The organism is Dactylosporangium salmoneum (genome assembly GCF_039532525.1).
GTDB lineage: Bacteria > Actinomycetota > Actinomycetes > Mycobacteriales > Micromonosporaceae > Dactylosporangium > Dactylosporangium salmoneum.
Map to the genome: position 1 here is coordinate 90570 of NZ_BAAARV010000083.1, position 24469 is coordinate 115038.

At 71.9% G+C, this 24469-nt stretch carries 24 protein-coding genes, 2 pseudogenes and 1 riboswitch; of the genes and pseudogenes, 15 read left to right on the forward strand and 11 right to left on the reverse strand.

What is annotated here, in order from left to right; translation table 11 throughout:
• The first annotated feature begins 105 nt into the window (after positions 1–105).
• Positions 106–891, forward strand: a complete 786-nt coding sequence (locus ABD352_RS41840; protein ID WP_344618139.1) for a hypothetical protein — start codon at positions 106–108, stop codon at positions 889–891.
• A 312-nt stretch (positions 892–1203) separates the two neighbouring features.
• Here the strand turns inward: ABD352_RS41840 and ABD352_RS41845 are convergent, their stop codons facing one another.
• A complete protein-coding gene (locus ABD352_RS41845) occupies positions 1204–1578 on the reverse strand; it encodes a DsrE family protein (protein ID WP_344618140.1) in 375 nt (124 codons plus the stop codon).
• A gap of 12 nt (positions 1579–1590) precedes the next feature.
• On the opposite strand from ABD352_RS41845, the gene mtfM reads away from it, so the two are divergent.
• The 11 genes and pseudogenes from mtfM (at position 1591) to ABD352_RS41900 (ending at position 8697) form a co-directional block, all read left to right on the forward strand.
• Positions 1591–1695 carry a small membrane protein MtfM gene (mtfM, locus tag ABD352_RS41850; protein ID WP_275423458.1) on the forward strand — a complete coding sequence of 35 codons (105 nt, stop codon included), beginning with the start codon at positions 1591–1593 and terminating at the stop codon, positions 1693–1695.
• Positions 1692–2279, forward strand: coding sequence for a heme-binding beta-barrel domain-containing protein (locus ABD352_RS41855; RefSeq protein ID WP_344618141.1), 588 nt, complete (start codon positions 1692–1694; stop codon positions 2277–2279). Before mtfM ends, ABD352_RS41855 begins: the two co-directional genes overlap by 4 nt.
• A gap of 25 nt (positions 2280–2304) precedes the next feature.
• Positions 2305–2715 (forward strand): Fur family transcriptional regulator, encoded by a 411-nt coding sequence (locus tag ABD352_RS41860; protein WP_344618269.1) that lies wholly within the window; start codon positions 2305–2307, stop codon positions 2713–2715.
• Positions 2712–3773: a CAF17-like 4Fe-4S cluster assembly/insertion protein YgfZ gene (ygfZ, locus tag ABD352_RS41865; RefSeq protein ID WP_344618142.1), complete on the forward strand. Its 1062-nt coding sequence runs from the start codon at positions 2712–2714 to the stop codon at positions 3771–3773. Before ABD352_RS41860 ends, ygfZ begins: the two co-directional genes overlap by 4 nt.
• A gap of 42 nt (positions 3774–3815) precedes the next feature.
• On the forward strand, positions 3816–4649 hold the full coding sequence (locus ABD352_RS41870; protein WP_344618143.1) for a beta-keto acid cleavage family enzyme: 834 nt from the start codon (positions 3816–3818) through the stop codon (positions 4647–4649).
• Complete coding sequence (locus ABD352_RS41875) at positions 4642–5589, forward strand: asparaginase (RefSeq protein WP_344618144.1); 948 nt, start codon at positions 4642–4644, stop codon at positions 5587–5589. The genes ABD352_RS41870 and ABD352_RS41875 overlap by 8 nt, the downstream gene beginning before the upstream one ends.
• Before the next feature lie 70 nt (positions 5590–5659).
• Positions 5660–6061 (forward strand): annotated as a pseudogene (locus ABD352_RS41880) (helix-turn-helix domain-containing protein); the annotation flags it as partial.
• Positions 6062–6075: 14 nt separating this feature from the next.
• Positions 6076–6543, forward strand: a complete 468-nt coding sequence (locus tag ABD352_RS41885) for a hypothetical protein (RefSeq protein ID WP_344618145.1) — start codon at positions 6076–6078, stop codon at positions 6541–6543.
• 67 nt (positions 6544–6610) lie between these two features.
• Positions 6611–6937, forward strand: coding sequence for a DUF2516 family protein (locus ABD352_RS41890; protein WP_344618146.1), 327 nt, complete (start codon positions 6611–6613; stop codon positions 6935–6937).
• Between the two features lie 10 nt (positions 6938–6947).
• Positions 6948–7838: an alpha/beta fold hydrolase gene (locus tag ABD352_RS41895; RefSeq protein WP_344618147.1), complete on the forward strand. Its 891-nt coding sequence runs from the start codon at positions 6948–6950 to the stop codon at positions 7836–7838.
• Positions 7839–7959: 121 nt separating this feature from the next.
• Positions 7960–8697, forward strand: a complete 738-nt coding sequence (locus tag ABD352_RS41900) for an alanyl-tRNA editing protein (RefSeq protein ID WP_344618148.1) — start codon at positions 7960–7962, stop codon at positions 8695–8697.
• A gap of 9 nt (positions 8698–8706) precedes the next feature.
• On the opposite strand, the gene ABD352_RS41905 is transcribed toward ABD352_RS41900, so the two are convergent.
• Entirely contained in the window at positions 8707–9954 is a 1248-nt protein-coding gene (locus ABD352_RS41905) for an AI-2E family transporter (RefSeq protein WP_344618149.1), read from the reverse strand.
• Positions 9955–10136: 182 nt separating this feature from the next.
• Between ABD352_RS41905 and ABD352_RS41910 the strand changes: the two genes are divergently transcribed.
• On the forward strand, positions 10137–10445 hold the full coding sequence (locus tag ABD352_RS41910) for a GroES family chaperonin (RefSeq protein ID WP_344618270.1): 309 nt from the start codon (positions 10137–10139) through the stop codon (positions 10443–10445).
• 4 nt (positions 10446–10449) lie between these two features.
• On the opposite strand, the gene ABD352_RS41915 is transcribed toward ABD352_RS41910, so the two are convergent.
• Complete coding sequence (locus ABD352_RS41915; RefSeq protein ID WP_425553878.1) at positions 10450–11940, reverse strand: PrsW family intramembrane metalloprotease; 1491 nt, start codon at positions 11938–11940, stop codon at positions 10450–10452.
• Positions 11941–12353: 413 nt separating this feature from the next.
• Positions 12354–12471: riboswitch (SAM riboswitch) on the forward strand.
• On the opposite strand from ABD352_RS41915, the gene ABD352_RS41920 reads away from it, so the two are divergent.
• Positions 12451–13680, forward strand: coding sequence for an aminotransferase class V-fold PLP-dependent enzyme (locus ABD352_RS41920; protein WP_425553879.1), 1230 nt, complete (start codon positions 12451–12453; stop codon positions 13678–13680). Its footprint overlaps the riboswitch before it by 21 nt.
• Positions 13681–13696: 16 nt before the next feature.
• On the opposite strand, the gene ligD (ABD352_RS41925) is transcribed toward ABD352_RS41920, so the two are convergent.
• Both ligD (ABD352_RS41925) and ligD (ABD352_RS41930) read right to left on the reverse strand, forming a co-directional pair.
• Complete coding sequence (ligD, locus tag ABD352_RS41925) at positions 13697–14584, reverse strand: non-homologous end-joining DNA ligase (protein WP_344618150.1); 888 nt, start codon at positions 14582–14584, stop codon at positions 13697–13699.
• A complete protein-coding gene (gene ligD / locus ABD352_RS41930; RefSeq protein ID WP_344618151.1) occupies positions 14577–15515 on the reverse strand; it encodes a non-homologous end-joining DNA ligase in 939 nt (312 codons plus the stop codon). Before ligD (ABD352_RS41930) ends, ligD (ABD352_RS41925) begins: the two co-directional genes overlap by 8 nt.
• 94 nt (positions 15516–15609) lie before the next feature.
• Between ligD (ABD352_RS41930) and ku the strand changes: the two genes are divergently transcribed.
• Positions 15610–16593, forward strand: coding sequence for a non-homologous end joining protein Ku (gene ku / locus ABD352_RS41935; protein WP_344618152.1), 984 nt, complete (start codon positions 15610–15612; stop codon positions 16591–16593).
• A gap of 6 nt (positions 16594–16599) precedes the next feature.
• Here the strand turns inward: ku and ABD352_RS41940 are convergent, their stop codons facing one another.
• From ABD352_RS41940 to ABD352_RS41965, 6 genes and pseudogenes are all read right to left on the reverse strand, one after another.
• Positions 16600–19590, reverse strand: a complete 2991-nt coding sequence (locus ABD352_RS41940) for an NACHT domain-containing protein (RefSeq protein ID WP_344618153.1) — start codon at positions 19588–19590, stop codon at positions 16600–16602.
• 51 nt (positions 19591–19641) lie between these two features.
• On the reverse strand, positions 19642–20115 hold the full coding sequence (locus tag ABD352_RS41945) for a hypothetical protein (protein WP_344618154.1): 474 nt from the start codon (positions 20113–20115) through the stop codon (positions 19642–19644).
• Positions 20112–21746 (reverse strand): fatty acid--CoA ligase, encoded by a 1635-nt coding sequence (locus tag ABD352_RS41950; RefSeq protein WP_344618155.1) that lies wholly within the window; start codon positions 21744–21746, stop codon positions 20112–20114. Before ABD352_RS41950 ends, ABD352_RS41945 begins: the two co-directional genes overlap by 4 nt.
• A gap of 302 nt (positions 21747–22048) precedes the next feature.
• The gene (locus tag ABD352_RS41955; protein ID WP_344618156.1) at positions 22049–23548 is read right to left on the reverse strand and encodes an MDR family MFS transporter; all 1500 of its coding nucleotides are present in this window, start codon (positions 23546–23548) and stop codon (positions 22049–22051) included.
• Between the two features lie 44 nt (positions 23549–23592).
• Positions 23593–24084, reverse strand: a complete 492-nt coding sequence (locus ABD352_RS41960) for a MarR family winged helix-turn-helix transcriptional regulator (protein WP_344618157.1) — start codon at positions 24082–24084, stop codon at positions 23593–23595.
• Positions 24085–24204: 120 nt separating this feature from the next.
• A pseudogene (locus ABD352_RS41965) lies at positions 24205–24469 on the reverse strand (GntR family transcriptional regulator); the annotation flags it as partial.

Sequence of the window (24469 nt, forward strand, 5' to 3'; positions counted from 1 at the left end):
GGCCGCAAAAAGACCGGCAAAGCTTTGCCAGCACGACGTGACGCCGCTCGCCGGGCCCAACCCCGACGGGCGGCGTCACGCTTTGCGGCTGGGAGGATGGCGGCCGTGAAGCGTCGCTGGATCATCACCGGAGTCGTCGCCTGGGCCGCGGCCGTGGCCGGGTTCGCGCTGTGGTCGCAGGCCAACGAACGGCCGACGGCCCGCGAGCAGACCACGATCGCCGACGCCCTGCCGACCGTGGACGGCGCGCTGGGGCAGATCTACGCGACCCTCGACCCCTCGGCCACGGTCGCCGTGCTGGGTGGCTACCGGCGCACGGAGGCGAGCTGCCGGGTGACCTCGGTCCGGGAGGGCACGCGGTTCGTCCGCGATCTCACCGTGTACGTCAAGAAGAGCACCGAAGGCGCCACCCTCGACCACGTCAAGGCGGGGCTGCCGGCGTCGTTCAAGGCCGAGGTGGTCCACAACGGCCCGACAGACCTGCTCAGCGCCGACGCGGGCAACTTCGTCGCGGTCCGCGGCAGCGTGGCCGAGCCCGGCCAGTTGCGCTTCACCGCCGACACCGGCTGCCGGCCGCAGAACGCTCCCGTCGCGGAGGTCACCCCGCAGTCGCAGAACGCCAACCGCGCGCCGGTCCAGGCCGTGCTGGACACATTGGGCAAGCAGGCCTCGCAGTGGCGCACGCACCGGCTCACCTGCCCGGCCGGGGGCACCCTGTGGACCGTCGAGGCGGTCACCTCGGGCGACGGCGCCGCGGCCCGCGCGACCGTGCCGGCCTCGGCGGTCGTGCTGGACGAGCCGAAGGCGTTCGCGTACCGCGCGGGAGCGGCCGGCCTGGCCCTGCGCGCGGAGAACGACTCCCTGGTGATCAGCTCGACGACGGGCTGCTAGGCGGCGCGGCGAATCCGGCCTTTTCGACATGTCGGGCGCTGGCGCGCCACGACATGTCGGATTTATACCCTGGCAGGCGGAATATCTGAGGTGCCAGCATGCTGCCGGGCCGGGGCGCGAGAAGCGGGCAAACGCCACATATCGGACTTATACCCGGTCGGGAGAAATGTCCGAAATGTCGTGGCGCGCCAGCGCCCGACATTTCGCCCCCGCTCTTGGCACAACGGAGCCGGCAGGGAGGCCCCCCAGGGGCCGACCGGTGTCTGACGGGAGCAACGGCCCCTGGTTGCACGGACCGGAGCCAAAGAAGAGCTAATAAACGAGCGCCTGCGCGTCGTCCTGCAGCGCCTCCTCGACGAACGCCGCCGCCCCCGCGATCCGGATCCCGGGAATGACGTCATCCGGCCCGATGCCCCGGCGCGCCGCGCACTGTGTGCAGACGGTCACCGAGCCGCCGGCCAGGATCGCCTCCAGCAGATCCTCCAGCGGGGCCGCGTGCGGCAGCGTGAACTCCGCGGCGCGGCCCGGCAGCGCGAACCACGCCGACTCCCCGGTCAGCCACAGCGAGGTGGGCACGCCGCCCGCCACGGCCGTCGCGGCCACGGTGAAGGCCTGCGAGCAGCGCTCCGGGGCGTCTGATCCGGCGGTTGCCTTGACGACGAGAGAACGGGCCATGGTTCGCAGCATAGGATTCGCGTAATGGTTACCGAGATCGGGTTCGTGAGCCTGCTGGTCGCCGGCATGGGCGCGCTGGCCGGTGGCCTGATCTATGTCGCGGTTCGGGTGTCGAGGGGGCGTTGGTGACTGACGTGCAGCCGCCGCCGTGGGCGGGGTTGGCTCCGGTCGGGGAGTATCCGTACGAGGAGTCGCACGACCTGCGGCAAGGGCCGGAGCTGCATCCGGCGCTGCTGGGAATGCTGCCGCTGGTCGGGGTGTGGCGGGGTCGCGGGCAGGGTGACTACCCGACGATCGACGGCTTCCACTTCGGGCAGGAGATCCGGTTCAGCCACGACGGGCGGCCGTTCCTGTTCTACGAGTCGCGGTCGTGGATCATCGACGCGGACGCGAACCCGATCCGGCCCGCGCAGCGCGAGGTCGGCTGGTGGCGGCCGGTGATGCAGGACGGCAAGGCCACCGACGACCTGGAAATCCTGCTCTCCGCGCCGACCGGGATCGTGGAGCTCTACGCCGGCCTGGCCCGGGGCACCACGCAGTGGCAGATGGCCACCGACGGCATCGGGCGCACGGCCACGGCCAAGGAGGTCCGCGGCGGGCAGCGCCTCTACGGCATCGTCGACGGCGCCCTGCTGTACACCTTCGATCTGGCCGCGATGGGCGAGCCGCTGCAGCCTCACCTGTCGGCGCGGCTGGAGCGCGTCGCGGGATAGATTGGTTCTCGTGGACCTCGCGGAGATGCTGCGGTCGCGCGGGCTGCGGCTCACCGCCCCGCGCCAGCTCGTGCTGGAGGCCGTCTACCGGCTTCGACACGCGACCCCGGACCAGATCCACGCCGAGGTCGCCGAGAAGGCGGCCGGAATCAACATCACCACCGTGTACCGCACGCTCGAGCTCCTCGAGGAGCTGGAGCTGATCACGCACGCGCACCTGTCGCACGGCGCGCCGACCTATCACGCGGTCGACGAGCACCAGCACGCCCACCTGGTGTGCCGGGGCTGCGGCTCGGTGCAGGAGCTGCCGTCGCCGGCCCTTGCGGGGCTGGCCGGCGAGCTGCTGGCCGAGCGGGGCTTCCGCCTGGACATTGGGCACGTGGCGTTGTTCGGGCTCTGCGGCGGCTGCGGGACGAGCCGAGGAGAAGCATGTTGAGCGCCGTTCCAGTCGCCGCACTCGACCCCACCGACCCCGACGCCGGCGCCGTGGCCCACTACGGCGACCCGGCCCGCGAGCAGCGGGTCCTGGACACCGCGGCGGGGCTGGTCGACCGCTCCCACCGCGGGGTGCTCGCCATCCCGGGCGCGGACCGGCTGGGCTGGCTGCACAGCCTCACCACCCAGCACCTCACCGGGCTCGCCCCGATGACCGGCTCCGAGCTGCTGGTGCTGTCGCCGCACGGGCACGTGGAGCACCACGCCACGCTCACCGACGACGGCACCGCCACCTGGCTCGACACCGGCGACGCGCCGGGGCTGCTGGGGTTCCTGGAGCGGATGCGGTTCCTGATGCGGGTCGAGCCGGCCGAGGTGACCGCCGACTGGGCGCTGCTGTCGATCGTCGGGCCGCAGACCGACGAGGCCCTCATCAGCCTCGGCGTCGGGCCGCTGCTGCCGCCCGACCTGCTGGCCGTGCCGGAGGCCAAGTTCGCCACCGGCTCCGTGCCGTCGCGGCCCACTGTGGTGTACTCGGCCGCCGCGCTGGCCGATGGCGGGTGGGCGCGCCGGATGGCGTACGGCGCCGACCTGCTGGTCCCCCGCCAGACTGTGCCCGAGATCACCGACGCGCTCGGGCTGCCGCCGGCCGGGATCTGGGCCTTCGAGGCGCTGCGGGTGGCCGCCCGCCGCCCTCGGGCCGGCTTCGAGACCGACCACCGGACGCTGCCCGCCGAGGTGGGCTGGACCGGGCCGGCCGTGCACCTGGAGAAGGGCTGCTACCGCGGCCAGGAGACCATCGCGCGGGTGCACCACCTGGGCCGCCCGCCACGCAAGCTGGTCCTGCTGCACCTCGACGGGATCACCACGGACGAGCTGCCGGCCCGGCACACGCCGATCACGCTGGAAGGCAGCGACCGGCCGGTCGGCTTCGTGGGGACGGCCGCCCGCCACTACGAGCTGGGGACCATCGCGCTGGCGGTGGTGAAGCAGAACCTGACCCCGGATTCGGTACTGCACGTCGGCCCCTCCACCGCCGCCATCGACCCCGAGGCCTGACCAGGGCTGCGGCACCGTCGGCATGGCAGGATCAGCCCCGTGATGACAACGACGTTGATCACGGTGGCTCCGACCGGCGCAGAATCGCGCAAATCGGACGTGCCCGCACTGCCCGTGACGCTCGAGGAGCTGGTCGCCACGGCGCGGGACTGCGAGGCGGTGGGGGCCGGCGTGGTCCACGTCCACCTGCGCGACGACGCTGCGCAGCCGACCCTCGACCTCGGCCGGCTCAAGGAGGCGGTCGCCGCGCTGCGGGCCGAGACCGGGCTCATCGTGCAGCTGTCCACCGGCGGCGCGGTCACCGACCCGGAGGCCGACCGCCTGCGGGTCCTCGACGCCCAGCCGGACATGGCCTCGTGCACCATGGGCACCGTCAACTTCGGCGACGACGTGTTCCTCAACCGCTGGGGCTTCATCGTCGAGCTGCACACCCGCATGCAGGAGCGCGGGATCGTGCCGGAGTACGAGATCTTCGACCTCGGGCAGCTCACCACCCTGCGCCGGCTGCTGGACAAGCACGGGCTGCCGGCCGGCGGGCACGTGCACGTCGACCTGGTGATGGGCGTGCCGGGCGGGATGCCGGGCACGGTGGCGGCGCTCGCCGCGTGCGAGGCGGCGCTGCGCGACCTGCCCGAGGGCACCACCTTCTCGGCCACCGGGATCGGGCGGACCTCCCTGCCGGTGCTGCTGGCGTCCCTCGCCGCCGGCGGGCACCTGCGGGTGGGCATGGAGGACACGGTGACCTACGCCAAGGGCCAGCCCGTGGAGAGCAACGCCCAGCTCGTGGCCCGGGCCAGCGGCTTCGCCCGGCTCGCCCAGCGGCCCCCGATGACCGCGGCCGACGCCCGCGCGATGCTCGGGATCGCCAATGGCTGACCTGTACGCCGGCGGCGAGCTCCTCGCCGAGGTGGTGCGCAACGCCGTGGTGGAGAGCCGCCACCACGGCTCGGTGGTCGTGCTGGACGCCGGCGGCGAGGTGGCGGCCTGGGCCGGCGACGTGCTCGGGCCGGTGTTCCCGCGCTCCTCGGCCAAGCCCATGCAGGCGGTCGGGATGCTGCGGGCCGGGCTGGCGGTCCGCCAGGCCGAGCTGGCGCTCGTGGCGGCCAGTCACCGCGGGCAGGCCGTGCACCGCGAGGGCGTGCTGCGGCTGCTGGCGGACTCGGACATCCCCGTCTCCGCCCTGCAGTGCCCGGCGGAGTACCCGTTGTCCGAGGACGCCCGCGACGAGGTGGTGCGGGCCGGGCACGGCCGCGAGCCACTGTTCATGAACTGCTCGGGCAAGCACGCCGGGATGCTGCGCACCGCGAAGGCCAACGGCTGGCCCCTGGAGACCTACCGCGACCTCGATCACCCGCTGCAACGGCGGCTGACGGCCACGATCGAGGAGCTGACCGGGGAGCCGGTCGGCGCGACCGGGGTCGACGGCTGCGGCGCGCCGCTGCACGCGCTGTCGCTGCGCGGCCTCGCGGGCGCCTTCCTGCGGCTCGTCGGGGCGCCGGAGGGCAGCCACGAGCGGGCCGTGGCCGACGCCATGCGGGCCCACCCGCAGATGGTCTCCGGCGAGGACCCGGCCGAGGACGACACCCGGCTCATGCGCGCGATCCCGGGCCTGCTGCTCAAGGGCGGCGCCGAGGGCATCGCGGCGGCGGCCCTGCCCGGGGTGGGCGCGGTGGCGCTGAAGGTCGACGACGGCGGGCTGCGGGCGAGGCTGCCGGTGCTGGCGGCGGCGTTCGGGCGGCTCGGGGTGACCCTTCCGGGTCGGGTTCTCGTTTTCGGGGGCGGGCGCGAGGTCGGCGTGGTTCGCTCGGTGTGGTGATTCGGTTCACGCTAGCTGTGGCTAGCGTTTTGCTTGCAACAGCTAGCAGGCCGCGCTACCGTCGTGAAGCGTGACCGAAGAGCCGCGCGACCTGGGTGGGTTCATCCGTGACCTGCGCCGCAACGCGCGCATCTCGCTCCGCCAGCTCGCCGAGCAGGCGGGCGTGAGCAACCCGTACCTGAGCCAGATCGAGCGCGGACTACGCAAGCCGAGCGCCGAAGTGCTGGCCCAGCTCGCGAGCGCGCTGCGGGTGTCGACCCCGCTGATGTACCTGCGGGCCGGGCTGCTGGAGCGCGAGGGGCACGACGTGCTCGCCGCGATCGCGGCGGACAACGACCTCACGGTCGCGCAGAAGCAGTCGCTCACCCAGATCTACGAGACGTTCCGCAGGGAAAACGCGCGGAACGTGACGGCCCCCGAAGGCGACGCCGACGCCGCCGAGCCGGGGCCCGAGCCGGAGCCGACACGTTCCCACGAGGAGTCGCAATGAGTGTGAACACCACCACGAAGAGCACCACTCGCAAGATCCCCAACCCGGTCTACGCCGCGGCCGGGGCCGGTGACCTGGCGTACCAGCAGCTGCGCAGGCTGCCGGAGCAGGTCGCCCAGCTGCGCGCCAGGGTCGAGGAGCTTCGCCCGGCGGTCGCCGGCGCGGTCTCGGAGGACAACCTGCGCACCCTGCGCGGCGTGGCCCGGCGCAACGCGGTCCACCTGCTGGCCAGCGCCCAGGTGGCGCAGGACCGGGCCGTGGCCGTCTACACCGGCCTGGTCGCCCGGGGCGAGAAGGTCATCAGCACCGCCCGCGGCGCGCAGGCCAAGGTCCAGCTCCAGCCGGCCGACAAGGTCGTGACGGCCGAGGTCACGGCCACGGAGGAGCCGGCCGACCCCGAGACGCCGGCCAAGAAGGCCTCCGCCAAGAAGGCCGCGCCGAAGGCCACCGACGCCAAGAAGTAACAGGGTCTTCGGGAGCCCTCCGGCACCGTCGCGCACGGGCCGGGGGGCTTCGGCATAAGCTCGGTGCATGGTGAGTGCCGTCCCGATCTTCTACGCCCAGGTCGAGAACTACATCTCCATCGCAGTGTGGATCTTCGTCCTGGTGCTGGGGGCCGCGGCCTTCCTGCACTGCGTGGTGCAGCGCACCGACGCTTTCCCGGCGATCGGCACCATGTCCAAGTCGGTCTGGTTGGCCCTGATCGGTGGCGGCGAGCTGCTCACCGCGATCTCGCCCAACCTGCTGCTGGGCTACCTCGGCATCTTCTCGCTCATCGCGGCCGGGATCTTCGCGGTGTACCTGCTCGACATCCGGCCCGCCCTGCGCGACGCGGTCGACGGCCACGGCTCCTGGTGACGGGCTCCCCGTGATGGACTTCCGCTGGCCGCCCCCACCGGACGGGCGACCCGACCGGTTCCGCCCGCCGGTGACCCGGGGGCCGCAGACCGGCCGGCCGACCATCCCGGCCCCGCCGACCGAGCTCGTCGCCACGCCGCACGGCGTGGAGCTGGAGCAGCTGGTGACCGGCGAGGGCACGCCCGTGACCGTGTTCGCGCACGGGCTGGGCAGCGGCATCGCCGAGACCCGCCCGCTGGGCAGCGCCGTGCGCGGGCGGAAGGTCTTCTTCCAGTTCCGCGGACACGGGCAGTCGGCGGCGCCGGCGGGCGCTTGGACGTACGAGGACCTGGCCCGCGACCTGCGGGCGATCGCCGACCTGGCCGGCGCGACCCGGGCCCTCGGCGTCAGCCTCGGCGCCGGGGCGCTCACCCGCCTGCTCGCCGACAACCCGGGCCGCTTCGACCGGGCCGTGTTCTTCCTCCCCGCCGTGCTCGACGCGCCCCGGCCGGCCGCCGCCCACCAGCGGATCACCGCGCTGCTGGGAGCGATCGAGGCCGGCGACGCCGGGGCCGTGGCCGACGTGATCTCCCAGGAGATCCCGGCCCAGATGCGCAACACGCCCTCGGTCTGGGCGTTCCTGCGCCAGCGCCTCGACCAGCTCATGCGCGACGGCCTGGCAGCGGGCCTGACCGACCTGGCCGAGCAGGCCGCGATCCGGGACCGGGCCGACCTTGCCGCGGTGCGGGCCGACTGCCTGGTGATCGGCTGCCGGGGCGACGACCTGCACCCGGCCGTGGTGGCCGAGCAGCTCGCGGCCGCCCTGCCCAACGCCGAGCTGCACGTCTACGACCGCCCCGGCATCCTGTGGACCCAGCGGGCCGACCTGCGCGGCCGGATCTCCGATTTCCTGAACGGCTGAGCGTTTCTGGCCGAACGGCCGACCCGGCGGCATGTATCAGATTCGCGACTGACGGGTCTTGTATTGCATGACGACCTCACTTCGCTGGGCGGGACCGACTCGCCGCATATAGTCGGCTTCCATGGGTGTCACACATCACGGCCGCACGTACCGGCTCGACCTGGCCGACCCTACGCTGCGCGAGTGGACCTGCACGGTGCTGCACTCCTCCCCCGAGGAGGGCATCGTGCTCGACCGCTCGGCGTTCTACCCGGGCGGCGGCGGCCAGCCACCGGACCACGGCGTCCTGCTCTGGCAGGGCGTGCAGACCCGCATCGTCGGCACCCGCAAGGCCGACGACCTCTACCTGCAACCGGCCGAGGACGACCCGCTGCCCCCGGTGGGCACCGAGGTGACGGGCGCGGTCGAGGACGACCGCCGCACCAAGCTCATGCGCACCCACTCGGGCCTGCACGTGCTGTGTGGCGTGGTCTTCCGCGACTTCGGCGCGCTGGTCACCGGCGGCTCGATGGAGCCGGCCGAGGCCCGGATGGACTTCAACCTCCCCGAGGTGCCGCCGGACTTCAAGGCCCGCCTGGAGGAGCTGGTCAACGCCGAGGTGGTGGCCGACCGCAAGGTGGTGACCAAGGTGCTTGGCCGCGACGAGGCCCTGGCGCTGCCCGACATCATCCGCACCCAGTCCAACCTGATCCCGGCCGACGAGCAGGAGATCCGCATCGTCGACATCACCGGGCTGGACACCCAGGCCGACGGCGGCACGCACGTCGCCTCGACCGCCCAGATCGGGCGCCTGCAGGTGGTGAAGGTGGAGAGCAAGGGCAAGGCGAACCGCCGCGTCCGGGTCCGCCTCACCGACTGAGCCCCGGCGTCAGTCCGGCGAGACGACGACCGCCTCGGGTGGTGGCTCGTGGCGGTGCTGGACAAGATGGCGGATGCCCGTGTTCAGCACCGCGACCAGCGGGACGGCGACCAGCGCGCCGATGATGCCGGCCAGCACCACGCCCGTCGCGATGGCCACGATCACCGCCAGCGGGTGGACCGAGACCGCGCGGCCCATGATGAGCGGCTGCAGCACGTGGCCCTCCAGCTGCTGGACCGCGATCACGCCGATCAGCACGACCAGGGCGGTGATCGGGCCCTCGTCGACCAGGGCGACCAGGACCGCGACGGCGCCGGAGACGGTGGCGCCGACGATCGGGACGAAGGCGCCCAGGAAGACCAGGGTGCCCAGCGGGAACCAGAAGTCGACGTCGAGGAAGAACAGCAGCAGGCCGATGCCCAGGGCGTCGATGAACGCGACCAGCACGGTGGCCCGCACGTAGGCGACCAGGGTGCGCCACGCGGCCTCGCCGGCCCGGCGGATCGGGTCGCGGGCCGGGGTGGGCAGGATGCCGGTGAGGAAGTACCAGATCCGCTTGCCGTCGCGCATGAAGAAGAACGTGACGAAGAGGATCAGCAGCATCAGGGCCAGGACCTCGACGGTCGCCGTCGCCGTGCTCAGCGCGCTGTCGGTGAGGCTGCCGCGGTTGTCGTTGAGCCAGGTCGTGGCGGCGGAGAAGAAGGCGTCGAGCTGCCGGCCGCTGAGATGCAGCGGGCCGGTGGTGAGCCAGTCCTGGATCTGCTCCACGCCGTCGGAGGCCTTGTCGGACAGGGCCGGGAAGCCGTTCACGAACTCGCTGATCACCAGCGTCAGCACGCCGGCCACCAGGCCGAGGCCGGCGACGAGGACGAGGAACGCGGCCAGCGACGAGGGCAGCTTCACGCGCCGGCGCAGGAAGCCCATCGCCGGGGCCAGCAGGGCCGAGAGCAGCAGCGCGATGCTCAGCGGGATGAGCACGGTCCTGAGACGGCCGACGAGCCACAGCAGCACCGCGAGCGCGGCGATGAGGATGAGCAGGCGCCAGGACCAGGCGGCGGCCACGCGCAGGCCGTGCGGTATCTCGGCGTCGTCGCGGCTGGTCGTCGTGGCGTGGTTGATCGCCGGCTCCGGCTCGGGCGGCAGATCCGGCACGGCCGCGTCGACCGCGGCGGCGACCTCCCGCTCGGCCCTCGCCTCCTCCAGGCGCTGAAGGTAGGCGCGGCGCAGGCTCGCCCGCACCGAGTCGAACCGGCCCACGTGCGACCTCCCTTGACGCGCTTTCGCTATTGACCAGGACACCACCGTAGTCCGGGTCGCTGGGCGTTGGCACGCATCAAGGCGGTAGCGTCGCAACCGTGACAGCACAACCCACCGCCGGATACCAGCCGTCCACCGGCGCGACGTCCGGCGGATCATCAGAGGCCACGTCCGGCGACGCCCTGCCGATCCGGCTCCTGCACGACCGGGTCCTGGTGCGGCTCGAAGGCGCCGAGGGCGAGCGCCGGCACGTGTCGGGCATCGTCATCCCGGCCACGGCGTCGGTCGGCAAGCGGCTGTCCTGGGCGACCGCGGTCGGCGTCGGGCCCAACGTGCGCTCGATCGTGGCCGGGGACCGGGTGCTGTTCGACCCCGAGGACCGCTCCGAGGTGGAGCTACAGGGCCGCGACTACGTGCTGCTGCGCGAGCGCGACGTGCACGCGGTCGCGGCCCGGCGGGTCGAGCCGGACTCGACGGGCCTCTACCTCTGAGTCGCTACCGGTAGCCGTAGGGCCCCGCGAAGGCCGTCGGGGCCGTCGGGGGCGGGGGCGGCGGCGCCACCGCGACGGGCACGGGCACGACCGGGGTCGGCGGCGGGTCGAGCACCCGCACCACGCCGTCGGGGAACGTGATGTGGTACCGCGCCCCGTCCCACACCGCCCGCGGCGCCGTCGGGTCGCGGCCGACGAACACCTGGCGGTAGGCGTCCAGCGCGGTGAGTAGCTGCCGCTCCTCGGCGAGCGTCTCCATCCGGCGTTTGGGCTCGTCGTCCAGGCCGCGGTAGAGCCCGTCGCGCAGCAGCGCGAGCCGGGTCGCGTCGAACTGGAAGGCCCGCATCGCCTTGGCCCCGGCGTCGCCGGCCACCCGTTTGGCCCAGCGCCGGGCCGAGATCCGCCGCCCGAGCGTGCCCAGCGCGGCCACCTCCGGCGGCGAGAACCATCCGGCCCGCGCGTACTCGCCCAGGATGCGCTCGGTGAGCCGGCCCTCGTTGGCGCGCAGCCACAGCGCGAAGCCGACCATGGCCAGGAAGATCGGCATCATGACCGCGAAGTAGCCGTACAGCAGCACGATGGTCGTCGTCGAGCCGATGACCGACATGAGGTTCCACGAGCCGTGCAGGCACATCGCGAGGAGCAGGCCGGCGACCGGGGCGAGGAAGCGCACCGCCCGGTTCGAGGTGCGCGAGGCGACGCCCAGGCCGATGCCGGTCATCGACGTGAAGAGCGGGTGCGCGAAGCCGCTGAGCAGGATGCGCACGATGAAGATGCCCACCAGCGCGGCCGCGCCCGAGGCCGCGCCGGCCTTCTGGGCCGTCTCGCCGTACCCCTTGAAGCCGAGGTAAAGGATGTTCTCCATCATCGCGAAGCCCGCCGCCGACATTCCGCAGTAGACAATGCCGTCGATGATGCCGCTGAACGCCCGCGGGCGGCGCCAGATCAGCAGCACCGGGCCGAGGGCCTTCATGCTCTCCTCGATCAGCGGCGCAACCAGCACCGCGACGAGCGACTCGCTGAGCCCGGCCTTGTCGGCGAAGTAGGCGCTCGTGGTGTTCACCGCCAGGGCGACCGCCGTGGCCACGCAGGCGCCCCAGCCGAAGACGAAGATGAGGTACTTCACCGGCTCCGGCTCGTACCGGTCGAGCCACAGGAAGCAGCTGACCAGCAGGGGCACCGGCACGACGGCGGAGACCACGCCCACGACCAGGCCCGTCAAGCCGCCGTTGAAGCCGAAGAAGGTCAGCACGGCCACGCCGCAGAGGGCGATGAAGCTCATGACCCCGATGAGCGTCCACAGCCGCCGCCTGTCGGACCGCTTGGCCGGCGGGGCGGCGGCCAGCGCGAGCGCGGCCGTCGGGTACTCCTGCTGGCCGGTGCTGGGCTCGGCCGCCTCGATGACGTTCGGCACCGCGACGCCCGGCAGCACCGGCGGCCAGCCAGAGGGCGCGCCAGGCGGGGCGGAGGCGTGGCCGAGCTGGACCTGCGGCACGATCGGCGGGCCAGCGGTGGGCCGGGCCCACGGGTTGGGCGCCGGGCCCGGGATCGGCCCGCCGCCCGGATGCGCGTGACCGCCACCCGGGGACGCCCAAGCGGGACCGGAGACCGGCCCGGCCGGACCCCCGCCCGGCGATGCCCATGCGGGGCCCGAGACCGGCCCGGCCGGACCCCCACCCGGAGACGCCCAAGCAGGGCCCGAGACCGGCTCGGCCGGCCCGCCACCCGGATGCGCCGGACCGGAGACCGGCTCGCTGGAACCGCCGCTGGGCGCTGCCCAGGCACCCGGCCCCGAGGCCGGAGCCCCCGACGAGGGGGAGTCCGGCGGGCCGGATGTGGGCGAATTCGGCGTCCCACTCGGCGGGAGTTCGCTCATGGGGCCACTGTATCCGCGGTACCGTCTGGACAGGTCATGAGTGCCAGCGCACAAGCCCCGGCTTGCTGGCCGGCAACCCTCGCGTTCGCGGCGGGGTGCCCCGGGTGATGACCTGGCCCGGCACGCGGTGTGTCCGGGCAAGCGCGAGCGAAAGGGTCACCCGTGTCCATTGTGCTGTCCCCCGGCGAGATCAAGCTGCCCGACGGACGCTCCGTCGACTTCGCCAACCTCGACATCGCCGCCACCGCGCCCTGCCTGCGGGCCGTCGCCGACGCCGTGGCCGAGCTGCTGCCCTACTACGGCTCCGTGCACCGCGGCGCGGGCGCGCTGTCGCAGCGCTGCACCCGCGAGTACGAGCAGGCCCGCGAGACCGTCGCCGACGCCCTGGGCCGCGGCGCCGGCGACACCGTGATCTTCACCCGCAACACCACGGACGCGTTCAACCTGCTGGCCCGGGCCCTGCCGGACGGCACCCGGGTGCTCACGTTCGACGCCGAGCACCACGCCAACCTGCTGCCCTGGCGCGACACCGTCCGGCTGGCGGTGCCGCGCTCGCCGGACGAGGCGGTCGAGGCGCTGGGGTACGCGCTGGCCCGCGTCCGGGCCCCGCAGGTGCTCGTCAGCGTGACCGCGGCGAGCAACGTGACCGGCGAGGTGTGGCCGGTGGCCCGGCTGGCCGAGGTGGCGCACCGCTTCGGCGCCCGGATCGCGGTCGACGCGGCCCAGCTGGCCCCGCACGACCCGGCCGCGCTGGCCGGCCTCGGCGCGGACTACGTGGCCTTCTCGGGTCACAAGCTCTACGCCCCGTTCGGCGCGGGCGTGCTGGCCGGCCGGGCGGACTGGCTCGACGCCGCCGAGCCCTACCTGGCCGGCGGCGGGGCCAGCGCGCACGTCGGCGACGACCACGCGGTGCGCTGGGCGAGCGGGGCGGCCCGGCACGAGGCCGGCACCCCGAACCTGCTCGGCGCGGTCGCGATCGCCACCGCGCTGCGCACCCTGCGGGCCGACGGGCTCAACGGCCACGAGCGCGCCCTGGTCGCGCGGCTGCGGGCCGGGCTGGCCGAGCTGCCGCACGTCGAGGAGCTGCGGCTCTTCCCCGCCGATGCCGAGCGGGTCGGGATCGTCTCGTTCGCGCTGCTCGACCGCGACGCCGGGGACGTGGCCGTGGCCCTGGGCCGGGAGCACGGGATCGGGGTGCGGACGGGGCTGTTCTGCGCGCACCCGCTCACCCGCCGGCTGCTCGCCGAGGCGGCCGAGCGCAAGGGCGCGGACCGGGCCCCGGAGCACGCGGTGCGGGCCAGCCTGGGCATCGGCACCACCGAGGAGCACGTGGAACGGCTCCTGGCCGCCCTGCGGTAGGTGCGGGAGCGAGTGGCTACCGGGCGCCCCGTAGCAGGTCGCCCAGGTCGGCCACGCGGTCCAGGACCGCGGACGGGGTCAGGTCGGCGGCGGTGAGCTCGCCGGCCTCGACCTCGTCCCAGGTCAGCGGGGCGCTGACGGTCGGGGTCTCCCCCGCCCGCAGCGAGTAGGGCGCGACCGTGGTCTTGAACGCGTTGTTCTGGCTCCAGTCGATGAACACCTTGCCGGGGCGCAGCTGCTTGGCCATCTTGGCCACGACCAGCCGCGGGTGGCGGGCGGCCAGCTCCTCGGCGACCGCCTTGGCGTAGGCGCTGACCTCGTCGGCCGGCTCGTCGCCGGGCAGCGGCACGACCAGCTGCATGCCCTTCTTGCCGGAGGTCTTGGGGCCGCAGCCCAGCCCGTCGGCGGCCAGCCGCTCGCGCATCAGCAGGGCCACCTCGTAGCACTCGGGCAGGCCGGCGGGTGGGCCCGGGTCGAGGTCGACGACGAGCTGGTCGGGGTCGAGCGGGCGGCCCTCGGCGTCGACCCGCCACTGCGGGGTGTGCAGCTCCAGCGCGGCGAGGTTGGCCAGCCAGACCACCGCGGCCAGCTCCTCGACCACGATGAAGTCGATCTTCTCGCGGCCCTTGGACGAGCCGGGCACCGGCAGCCGTACCGTGCGCACCCACTCCGGCGTGCCGGCCGGCGCGTTCTTCTCGAAGAAGCTGGCGCCGTCGACGCCGTTGGGGTACCGCGTGCGGGTGAGCGGGCGGCCGGCGAGGTACGGCAGCAGCGTCGGGGCGATCCTCGTGTAGTAGTCGAGGACCTCGCCCTTGGTGAAGCCGGCCCGCGGGTACAGCACCTTGTCGAGGTTGGAGATCTCCAGCTGCCGCCCGTCGACCTCGACCCGCAGCCGGTCAGGCATCGCTCACCTCGGTCGGGGTGAGGTCCGGCCGGATGCGCAGGAAGCGCGGGAAGCGCAGCCGGCCGTCGCGCGTGCGGTGGCTGAACTTGACCTCGACGACCAGGTGCGGGTGCACCCAGACGGCGCCGCGGGTGTCCTCCCGCGGTACCGATGCGCCGAAGGGATTCTGGCTCGTCGACAGGGGGCCGAGCGCGGCCAGCAGCGACTTCTCGGACTCGCCGGAGATGCCGCCGCCGACCCGTCCCCGGTAGGTCAGGCCGCCCGGAGCGTCCGCGGCCGGCACGCCGACCAGCAGGGCGCCCAGCGCGCGCTTGCCCGGCCGCCAGCCGCCGACCACGAACTCGGCGCTCTCCTCGAGCTTCACCTTGACCCAGTCGGGGGTGCGAATGCCCGGGTGGTACAGCGAGTCGGCCCGCTTCGCCACCACGCCCTCGAGCCGGTTCTCCAGGCTGGCCGCCACGGTCGCCGCGCCGTCCTCGAAGGACGGGGGCACGACCGCGCGGGCGCCCAGGGCGAGTCCTTCGAGGCGTTGGCGGCGGATGCGGTACGGCAGCGACACCACCTCCTCGCCCTCGGCCCTCAGCACGTCGAAGACCAGGTAGGTGACCGGCACCGCGGCGGCCAGCCGGGCCGCCCGGTGCGGCTCCCGCACGTGCATGCGCTCGGCGAGGACCTGGAACGACGGCTGCCCGGCCTCGTCCATGGCCACCACCTCGCCGTCGAGCACCGAGTCGGCCAGCTCCCGCCCGACCCCGGCGAGCTCCGGATAGGCGGCCGTCACCTCGGCCCCGCTGCGCGCGAAGAGCCGGGTCGCCCCGCCGCTGACCACGGCGATCGCCCGGATGCCGTCCCACTTGAACTCGTAGGCCCAGCCCGGCCCGGTGGGCAGCGGTCCGGGCGAGGCGAGCATCGGTGCCGGCGGCCCTGCCATGCCCACACCATAGTTCGCCTGCGAGTTCCTCGCGCCCGGCTCGAAACGATGCGATTCTGATGAGTAAGGTCCACACGCTGCGGAAAGGATCTTCATGCGCGCGATCTGGAAGGGCGCGGTCTCCTTCGGCCTGGTCTCCATCGCCGTGCGGCTGTACTCGGCGACCGAGGAGAAGGACATCCGCTTCCACCAGGTGCACCGGGAGGACGGCGGACGGATCAAGTACAAGCGGGTCTGCTCCGTCGACGGCGAGGAGGTCGCCTACGACGACATCGCCAAGGGCTACGACCTCGGCGGCGGCGAGATGGTGATCCTGACCGACGACGACTTCTCCGACCTGCCGCTGACCACCAGCCGGGCGATCGAGGTGCTGGAGTTCGTGCCGACCGAGCAGGTCGACCCGATCCTGTACAACAAGGCGTACTACCTGGAGCCCGAGCAGACCGCGGCCAAGCCCTACGCCCTGCTGCGCGACGCGCTGACCAACACCGACCGGGTCGCCATCGTGAAGGTCGCCCTGCGCCAGCGCGAGCAGCTGGCGACCCTGCGCGTCCGGGACAGCGTGCTGGTGCTCAACACCATGCTGTGGCCCGACGAGATCCGCGCGGCCAAGTTCGACATCCTGGACGAGGACGTCACCGCCCGCCCGGCCGAGCTGGCCATGGCCGGCTCGCTGATCGAGTCGATGGCCGCCGACTTCGACCCGTCCACCTACACCGACAACTACCGCGAGGCCCTGCAGGAGGTCATCGACGCGAAGGTGGCCGGCCGCGAGGTGGTTCAGCCCGAGGAGGCCGAGGAGGCCCCGGCCGCGGCGGTCGACCTGATGGCCGCGCTGCGCGCCTCGGTCGAGCGGGCGCGGGCGGCCCGGGGCGAGGAGCCCGCCGAGGAGCCGACGCCGATCAAGAAGGCCCCGGCGAAGCGCGCCCAGGCGGCGGCCGTGGACGAGGAGCCCGCCGAGGAGCCGACCCCCATCAAGAAGGCCCCGGCGAAGAAGGCTGCGGCGAAGAAGACGACGGCGGCCGCGGCGAAGAAGGCGACGCCGGCGAAGAAGACCGCGGCGAAGAAGTCCGCGTGAAGCCAGCTACAAGAACTCGACGGGTCGCCCGTTGTAGGGGAGCCGGCGCCAGAGGCGCAGTCGGCCATGCCCCCGCAGGGTGGTCACTGCAATGCCCCGATGGCGTAGCGGCTCCACGTTGAAGTGACCGGAACAGCCGAGCAGGTTGACCTCGTAGAGGTTCGGGAGGCCGCCCAGCAGCCGGATTACCTCCCCGTCGATGTGCCCTACTCCACCGAGGTCCAGAAACTCGAGCTCTGTGTATCTCGCGAGTTCCGGGCCGAACTGCACGTCGGAGTGCCGCAGCGAGAGCGTCCGCAGGCCAAGCGGGAGCGCTTCGAAGACCCGCTGGTGGGTGAACGAGACATTCTCGAGGACGAGATGTTGCACATTCGGCGCAAACCGCGCGACCGCCTCGGCGTCGACCGGCCCGCCGAAGCCCGCAAGACCCAGCGTGGTCACGCTCGGCAGGGAAATGTCCTCGCCGCTCAGGAACCCGACCGGCGAGGACGAGAGGCTCAACCACTCGAGTCGCTGCAGTCCGGACAGCGCATGCAGTTGCCCTGACGCTGGTGCAACCGCCTTGAGCCGACGCAGTTCGGCGCAGCCGGCGACGAACTCCAGATCTGCCAGCCCGTCCGGCGTCACAACATCGAGCGAGCGAAGATTCTCCAGCAGGTGTACGTACGGCAGCGCCTCAGCGTCGTCGAGCACGACGTGCCCCTCCTTCAGCGGCGAACGTCGAAGCACCCGTCTCGCATACGACGCACGGTCGAATCGGGGCCAGGCCCGCAGCAGTTCGTCCACCACGTCCGCACGGCGATCGTCGCTCCACTGCTCGATCATGTCGAGCGCATCTGGCCCACCGATCTCGGCCGCCGCGCGGATAGTGGCCACAACCTCGCCCGCCAGTGTCGGCTGGACCCGGCGTAGCGACTCGAGGACCGATGGGCCGACGGCCGCGAGCGCCTGGCCCGCGCGGACCGTCTTCGGCGGAAGAACCTCAGCAGCATGCCTTTCGACCGCGATACGCAACTCGACGGCGAGCTCCGGCGCAGTCTCCAAGCACAGGAACGCCAGCAAGATCAGCTGCTCGCGAGAGTCCGGGTCCTTCTCTATCCGGCTCAGCAGCCCTCGCATGATCGCTTCCCGGTCGTGCGAGCTGGCGTTGCCGACCGCCATGATCACAACCTCGCGCCACTGATCGAGATGGGCGCTGGCCAGCAACAGGCCGATGTCGCCGCTGGAGAGCACGCCAAGCGCGGCCAGATGCTCCTGAAACGTCAGGTGGATGAAGTCGACCCGGCCGACGACCGGCTCGCGGATAAGGCCGCTGCGCTCAAGCAGGTGTGCATAGATCTCCTCCGCGGTGCTGCGGATCTGCACCATGGTTGGCCGTTTGCGCTGCAAGGCCTCGATCACCTCGCCTCGCTCCGCGTCCGACCGGCCGTTGCGAATCAGCCAGTACGCAATGTCCTGCAGCAGGAGGGTCTTCTCCACACGGGACATGTCCAGAGCGGACACCACACTGCGCTCTCGGTCGCGTCGCTGCAGCAGCATCTCCAGTGCGACGTTGTAGAGCTCGATGCGGTTCTCTGGTAACTGGCCATTGCGGTCTCGATGCAGTGCGCAGATCAACGCGCACAGCAGTGGCGACTCGGCCAGCAGGCGCAGGTGGCGGCGAACCGGGATCGCCCGGCGGAGGCGGTCCGCAAAATCCTCCAAGCGCCCTCGCTCGTCCAGGTCCGGGACGCCGGCACCAACCGCCTCATGCCAGTACCGCACGAAGGCATCGACGTCCGCGGGTGACATCGGCCGTAGGTCGTACGGCACGAACCCCTGCCGATCCAGCCAGTCCGGCGGGGCTGCACCGGGCCGCGAGGTGATGACGAAACGGGCGTCCGGGAACGCAGCCACCAAGTCGCCGAGCCAGCGCCGAGCCTCGCCGCGCTGTTCGTCAGGCAGCTCGTCCACACCGTCGACAAGCACGACGGCCGAGCCGTGCCGCAGCAGATCGTGTACCCAATGGCCTGGCATCTCGTCTGCGATGTGCCGACCGACATGGCCCAAGAACTGCTCCGGCGGCGGCAGGTCTCGGCCCACGTAGCGGCGCAGCGGGATGAAGATCGGTATGAGTTCGGACGAGTCGGCGAGCGTCTCCCGTAGCGCCGTGCGGACCGCGACCCACTGCAGCAACGTCGTCTTGCCGCCGCCCGCCTCGCCGCGCAGGAAGATCCGCGATTGCGTCGCCAGGGCATGCTCGATCGATACCGGCGGCCCAGCTTCGGCGTCCGGAGCCGCCACGGCCATGCAGAGGCTGATGTAAGCGACGCTGAGCGGATACCGCCGGGTGGCAACATCGGCACCGAACAGCTCCACCTCGTCAAGGACGTTGACGACTTGCCGGCGGTAGTCGGTCTCGAAGTCTTCCGCCCGCCGCCCGCCGCGCTGCGGCAGTCGGCCGAGCACCTCCTCGAGGGTCGCGGCGATCTGACGCTCTCGCCTCAACACCTCGACAAGTGCGTTGGGACCAAAGGAAGGCAGCGCGATCATGACCTGCACGATGTATTCGCAGCAATCTCGCAGCACCCGGTCGTACAGCCCTGCACCTTCGGCCGACAGCGCAGCGTTGCGCTCGGCTTTAGGGTTGTAGGCACGCACGTGTCGATCGACGTATGCGGCGTTGAGGTCCTTGGCAAACAGGTCCTCATTGTCGAGCGGTGCGCTCTCCAGGGTGGACCGCACTGCATCGAGAACGGCCAGCCGTTCCCCCTCAGGCAGCCTGTAAAATTCCCGTTCGACATAGACCTGGATGCGCCCGGCGACCGAGTCGGCGAGCTCGTCGAATGTCCGGTTGAGCTTCTTGCGCTGCAGGAACCCCGAGGCCCGCGCGGCCAGGGCATCCACCGCACTCGCGGCAATATCGGCCGCAAGAGCACGGTCGCCGAGCCACAGCTTGGCGGCGCACTTGACGACAGCAGAGCCGATGGCGACGGTCGCAAGCTCGATACCGGACAAGGCCCAAGACCTCCGAGGGCGGACGGAGACCTCCACCGTATCGGTCGGGCGCTATGCCGAGAGGTGCACGAAGTAGACCGTCGCCGATTCGCGATTCAGCAGCAGGCCCTCGCCGATCGGTTGCCAGTGCGGGTCCTGCGGGGCGAACGGGCGCAGGTCGCCGGGGATCTCGGGGCTCTGGGGCGGGGCCGAGGGGGCCTGCGCGGCGAGGTCCGCGGCGCGCTCCGGGGTGATCTGGACGAGGCCGTCCATCTCGTACCGCATGGTGCCGACCTGCGGGCAGCTGCGCGCGACGGCCTCGTGCTCCTGCCAGTGCACGGCCCGGACCGGCTTCAGCTCGGGGTACATCTGCTCGATGCGGGCCGGCTCGGTGAAGACGGCGGTCTTCGTCGGCTTGGTCGGGTCCGCGCAGCCGGCGAGGCCCGGCACCCAGTCCTTGAGTGCCAGGGCCACGCCGCACGCCGCGAACACGCAGACCACCACAGCGGCCGTGATGAAGATGGCGACCTTTGCCGAGCGCGTCACCCGTTGATCTGTACCACCTCCAGGGTGCCGCCCGCATAGTCGGCCCGGACCCGCTTCTTGTCGAACTTGCCGACGCTCGTCTTGGGCACCGCCTCGATGAACGACCAGCGCTCCGGCAGCTGCCAGCGGGCCACCTTGCCGGCCAGGAACTCGCGCAGCTCGTCGGCGTCGGTGCTGGCGCCGTCCTTGAGCACCACGGTGGCCAGCGGGCGCTCGCCCCACTTGTCGTCGGGGACGCCGACCACGCAGGCCTCGAGCACCGCCGGGTGGGCCATGAGCGCGTTCTCCAGGTCGACCGAGCTGATCCACTCGCCGCCGGACTTGATGACGTCCTTGGCCCGGTCGGTGAGGGTCAGGTAGCCGTTCGGGGTCAGCGTGCCGACGTCGCCGGTGCGCAGCCAGCCGTTGTCGAACTTGTCCGGGTCGGGGCCGTCCTCGCCGATGTACTGCGCGGTGATCCACGGGCCGCGGACCTGCAGCTCGCCGACCGCCTTGCCGTCGTTGGGCATGACCTCGCCCATCGGCCCGACGATGCGGCCCTCGACGCTGGCCGGGATGCGGCCCTGGGTGTACCGGTAGGCCCAGGCCTCGGGGCCCTCGACGCCGAGGGGGGCCCGGGCGACCGAGCCGAGCGGGGACATCTCGGTCATGCCCCAGGCGTGGATGACCTGGATGCCGTAGCGGTCGGCGTAGGCGTGCATGAGGGCGGGCGGGCAGGCCGAGCCGCCGATGACGACCTCGCGCAGGGAGGACGTGTCCGTGGGGTGGGCGTCGAGGTACGCCAGCAGGTCGGTGAAGATCGTGGGCACCGCGCCGGCGAAGGTCGGCTTCTCCACCTCGATCATCTTGGCCAGCGGCTCGGCCTGCAGGAACCGGTCCGGCATGATCAGCGAGGCGCCGCTCATGAGCGCGGCGTAGGGCAGGCCCCAGGCCATCGCGTGGAACATCGGCACGATGCACAGGTCGCGGACCAGCGGGCCGAGGCCGAAGCTCTCCGCCATGCACACCTCCATCGAGTGGAGGTAGATCGAGCGGTGGGAGTAGGCGACGCCCTTGGGGTTTCCGGTGGTACCGCTGGTGTAGCACAGCGCGGCGGCGTCGTCCTCGTCGATGTCCGGCCACTCGTACGTCTCCGGCCGGCCCTGCAGCAGCTCGTCCCACCGGTGCACCTCGACGCCGTCCTTCTGCAGCTTCGAGGTGTCCCCGGCGCCGCAGACCACGATGTGCCGGACGGTGCTCAGGTGCGGCAGCACGCCGGCCAGCAGCGGGATGAGCGTCGAGTCGACGATGACGACCCGGTCCTCCGCGTGGTTGGCGATGTAGATCAGCTGCTCGGGGAACAGGCGCAGGTTGAGGGTGTGCAGCACGGCGCCCATGCTCGGCACGGCGAGGTACGCCACCAGGTGCTCGGCGTTGTTCCACATCAGCGTGCCGACCCGCTCGTCGCCGGTGACGCCGAGCTCGCGCAGGGCGTGGGCGAGGCGCGCGGCCTCGCGGCCGACCTCGGCGTAGGTGGTGTGGCGGGCACCCTCGCCGGTCCAGGTGGCGACCTCGGAGTCGCCGTGGACGGTGCTGCCGTGCTGCAGAATGCGGGAGATCAGGAGGGGAGTCTTCATCATCGTGCTGCGCATGGAGTGCACGCTAATGTGCTGTGCGCCACATTGGAACCCTGCGATTACCCGCCGGTAACCTGCTTTGCGCCCATACATCCGGCCCCGGGTGGTTTTGGGACCGCGACCTAACGCGGAGGGCGAGGCCACGGGAGTAACAGACGAACGCAACTAGCGCTCGCTTCGCTCGGGCGCGCCAGGGGGTTCCCACCCCGGACCCCCCCATGCTCGCTTCGCTCACACAAAGCCCAGCCACGCACTCCAATGCCAAAACAGCAATGAGGCCCGGCATCTGTCGCGATGCCGGGCCCTTCCTGCGCTTTCTAGAAGGCGGCGACCTTCGCCTCCATCTCGGCGGCCGCCTCTTCCGAGTCGGCCGGGGCGGCCTGCTCGGGCGTGGCGCCCTGCAGGGCCTTGTTCGGCAGCGCGAGCGTGATCAGCGTGCCGACCAGCGCGACGACCGCGGCCGACAGGAACACCGGGTGCAGCGCGTTGACGAAGATGTGCTCGACCATCTGCAGCTGGGCCGGGGGCAGCGCCCGGACCTGCGACGGCGCGTTGATCGACACGTTGCCGCCGGCGCCGTGCATCTGGCTGGCCAGCTGGTTGTTCATGACCGCGCCCAGGGCGGCCACGCCGACCGAGCCGCCGAGCGAGCGGAAGAAGGTCGCGGCCGAGGTGCCGGCGCCCATGTCGCGCAGCTCGAGGGAGTTCTGCACGGCCAGGATCAGCGGCTGCATGGCCAGGCCGAGGCCCACGCCGATGACCGTCATGTAGATGAACGCCTGCCACAGCGGCGTCTGCACCTTCAGGCTGGTGAAGAGCAGCAGGCCGGTGCCCATGACCACGGTGCCCGCGACCGGGAACCACTTGTACCGGCCCAGCTTGGAGATGACCCGGCCGGCCACGATCGAGGTGATGATGACGCCGCCCATCATCGGCAGCATCAGCAGGCCGGAGCGGGTCGGGGTGGCGCCCTTCACAATCTGCAGGTACAGCGGCACGTAGATGATCGAGCCGAACATCGCGAAGCCGAGGATGAACGTGGCCACGTTGGACAGCGAGAAGGTGGCCCGCTTGAACAGCCGCAGCGGCAGGATCGGCTCCTCGGCGCGACCCTCGACGATCACGAAGGCCACGGTCAGCACCGCGAAGGCGGCGAAGAGGCCGAGGATGGCGGCGGAGCCCCAGGCGTACTCGTTGCCGCCCCACGACAGCGCCAGCAGCAGCGCGCTGCAGCCGGCCACCATCAGCGTGGCGCCCAGGTAGTCGATGCGGTGCTCGCGGCGGGTATGCGGCACGAGGCGCAGCACGCGGGCACAGACGAACATCGCGAAGATGGCCAGCGGCACGTTGATGTAGAAGATCCAGCGCCAGTCGTTCTCGGCGAAGTAGCCGCCGACCAGCGGGCCGGCGACCGAGGAGATGCCGAAGACGGCGCCGAAGAGGCCCTGGTACCGCGCCCGCTCCCGCGGCGCGACGACGTCCGACACGATGGTGAAGGCGAGCGTCATGAGGCCGCCGGCGCCGATGCCCTGCAGCGCGCGGGTGGCGATCAGCTCGGTCATGTTCTGGGAGAGGCCGGCCAGCAGCGAGCCGGCGAGGAACGTCGCGATCGCGAACAGCAGCACCGGGCGGCGGCCGAGCAGATCGCTGATCTTGCCGTACAGCGGCGTCGACGCGGTCGAGGCGAGCAGATACGCGGTGACCACCCACGAGTAGTGGTCCATGCCGCCGAGGTCGCCGACGATCGTCGGCAGCGCGGTGCCCACGATCGTCTGGTCGAGCGCGGCCAGCAGCATGCCGGTCATCAGGCCGCCCATCAGCAGCAAAATCTGTTTATGGGCGAGTGCAGGCCGAGCCTGTGTCATCGAGCGTCCCTTTCAAAGGTTGTGCCAGTCTGCGGGAGTCGTTCGGAGATCGACTCGTTGAGCCGGGTGAAGAGCGCGGCGAACTCCCGCCGCTGCTCCGGTTCCCATTCGGCGAGCAGTTCGCGCCAGATGGCCAGCCACCGGTCCCGGTTCTCGGCGAAGACCTCGCGTCCGACGTCGGTGACCTCGACCAGGCTGGCCCGCTTGTCGGACGGGTCCTGGAAGCGGCGCACCAGCCCGGCACCCTCCAGCGCGGCCACCTGCCGGCTGACCGTGGAGAGATCGAGGCTGACGTCGGTGGCGAGCGCCGACAGCCGGAACGGTCCGTCGACCGCGACCCGGCTCAGCAGTACGTAGGCGGGGCGCTCGAGGCCGCGACCGGCCTCGTTCCACTTCAGCGTCGCGAAGAGACGCTCGGACAGCCGGATGAAGCGGCCGACCTGCCGCCCGATGGCGGCATGCTCGTCGTCCAGTTCGTCGCTGCCCACGCTCGTGGCTCCCCCGTCGGTCGATACTTGCTTGCCACAAGCATCGGTTCCGCGGGCGGCCGCCAACAACCTATTAAAGGGTGATGAGCATTACGGCTGTCGGTTCGCCGTATTGCTCGACTACTCCTCGGCCGGGCCGAACTCGTAGCGATCAGCCGGGTACGCCTTGTCACCGACGACGAGCACGGGCACGCCTTCCTGCATGCTGTGCTCCTTGCGCTCGGCCGGCGTGGGCATGCGGGCGGTCACCACCTCGCCCGCGCGCAGCCAGATGCGCTCCCGCTCCAGAAGGGCGCGCACGCGGCTGCGGTAGCCACGCTTGCTCTCGACGAGACCCTCACTGCGCAGGTGCGCCATGGCGTCTCGGATGGTGTCGCGACCGACG

Bases quoted from the DNA above. Each gene is read 5' to 3' on its own strand.
- ku (WP_344618152.1), top strand. From the start codon at position 15,610: ATGCGCGCGATCTGGAAGGGCGCGGTCTCCTTCGGCCTGGTCTCCATC.
- ABD352_RS41900 (WP_344618148.1), top strand. From the start codon at position 7,960: ATGGGTGTCACACATCACGGCCGCACGTACCGGCTCGACCTGGCCGAC.
- ligD (WP_344618150.1), bottom strand. From the start codon at position 14,584: ATGCCTGACCGGCTGCGGGTCGAGGTCGACGGGCGGCAGCTGGAGATC.
- ABD352_RS41875 (WP_344618144.1), top strand. From the start codon at position 4,642: ATGGCTGACCTGTACGCCGGCGGCGAGCTCCTCGCCGAGGTGGTGCGC.
- ABD352_RS41845 (WP_344618140.1), bottom strand. From the start codon at position 1,578: ATGCTGCGAACCATGGCCCGTTCTCTCGTCGTCAAGGCAACCGCCGGA.
- mtfM (WP_275423458.1), top strand. From the start codon at position 1,591: ATGGTTACCGAGATCGGGTTCGTGAGCCTGCTGGTCGCCGGCATGGGC.
- ABD352_RS41950 (WP_344618155.1), bottom strand. From the start codon at position 21,746: ATGCGCAGCACGATGATGAAGACTCCCCTCCTGATCTCCCGCATTCTG.
- ABD352_RS41870 (WP_344618143.1), top strand. From the start codon at position 3,816: ATGACAACGACGTTGATCACGGTGGCTCCGACCGGCGCAGAATCGCGC.
- ABD352_RS41890 (WP_344618146.1), top strand. From the start codon at position 6,611: ATGGTGAGTGCCGTCCCGATCTTCTACGCCCAGGTCGAGAACTACATC.
- ABD352_RS41860 (WP_344618269.1), top strand. From the start codon at position 2,305: ATGCTGCGGTCGCGCGGGCTGCGGCTCACCGCCCCGCGCCAGCTCGTG.
- ABD352_RS41955 (WP_344618156.1), bottom strand. From the start codon at position 23,548: ATGGGCGGCCTGATGACCGGCATGCTGCTGGCCGCGCTCGACCAGACG.
- ABD352_RS41885 (WP_344618145.1), top strand. From the start codon at position 6,076: ATGAGTGTGAACACCACCACGAAGAGCACCACTCGCAAGATCCCCAAC.
- ligD (WP_344618151.1), bottom strand. From the start codon at position 15,515: ATGGCAGGGCCGCCGGCACCGATGCTCGCCTCGCCCGGACCGCTGCCC.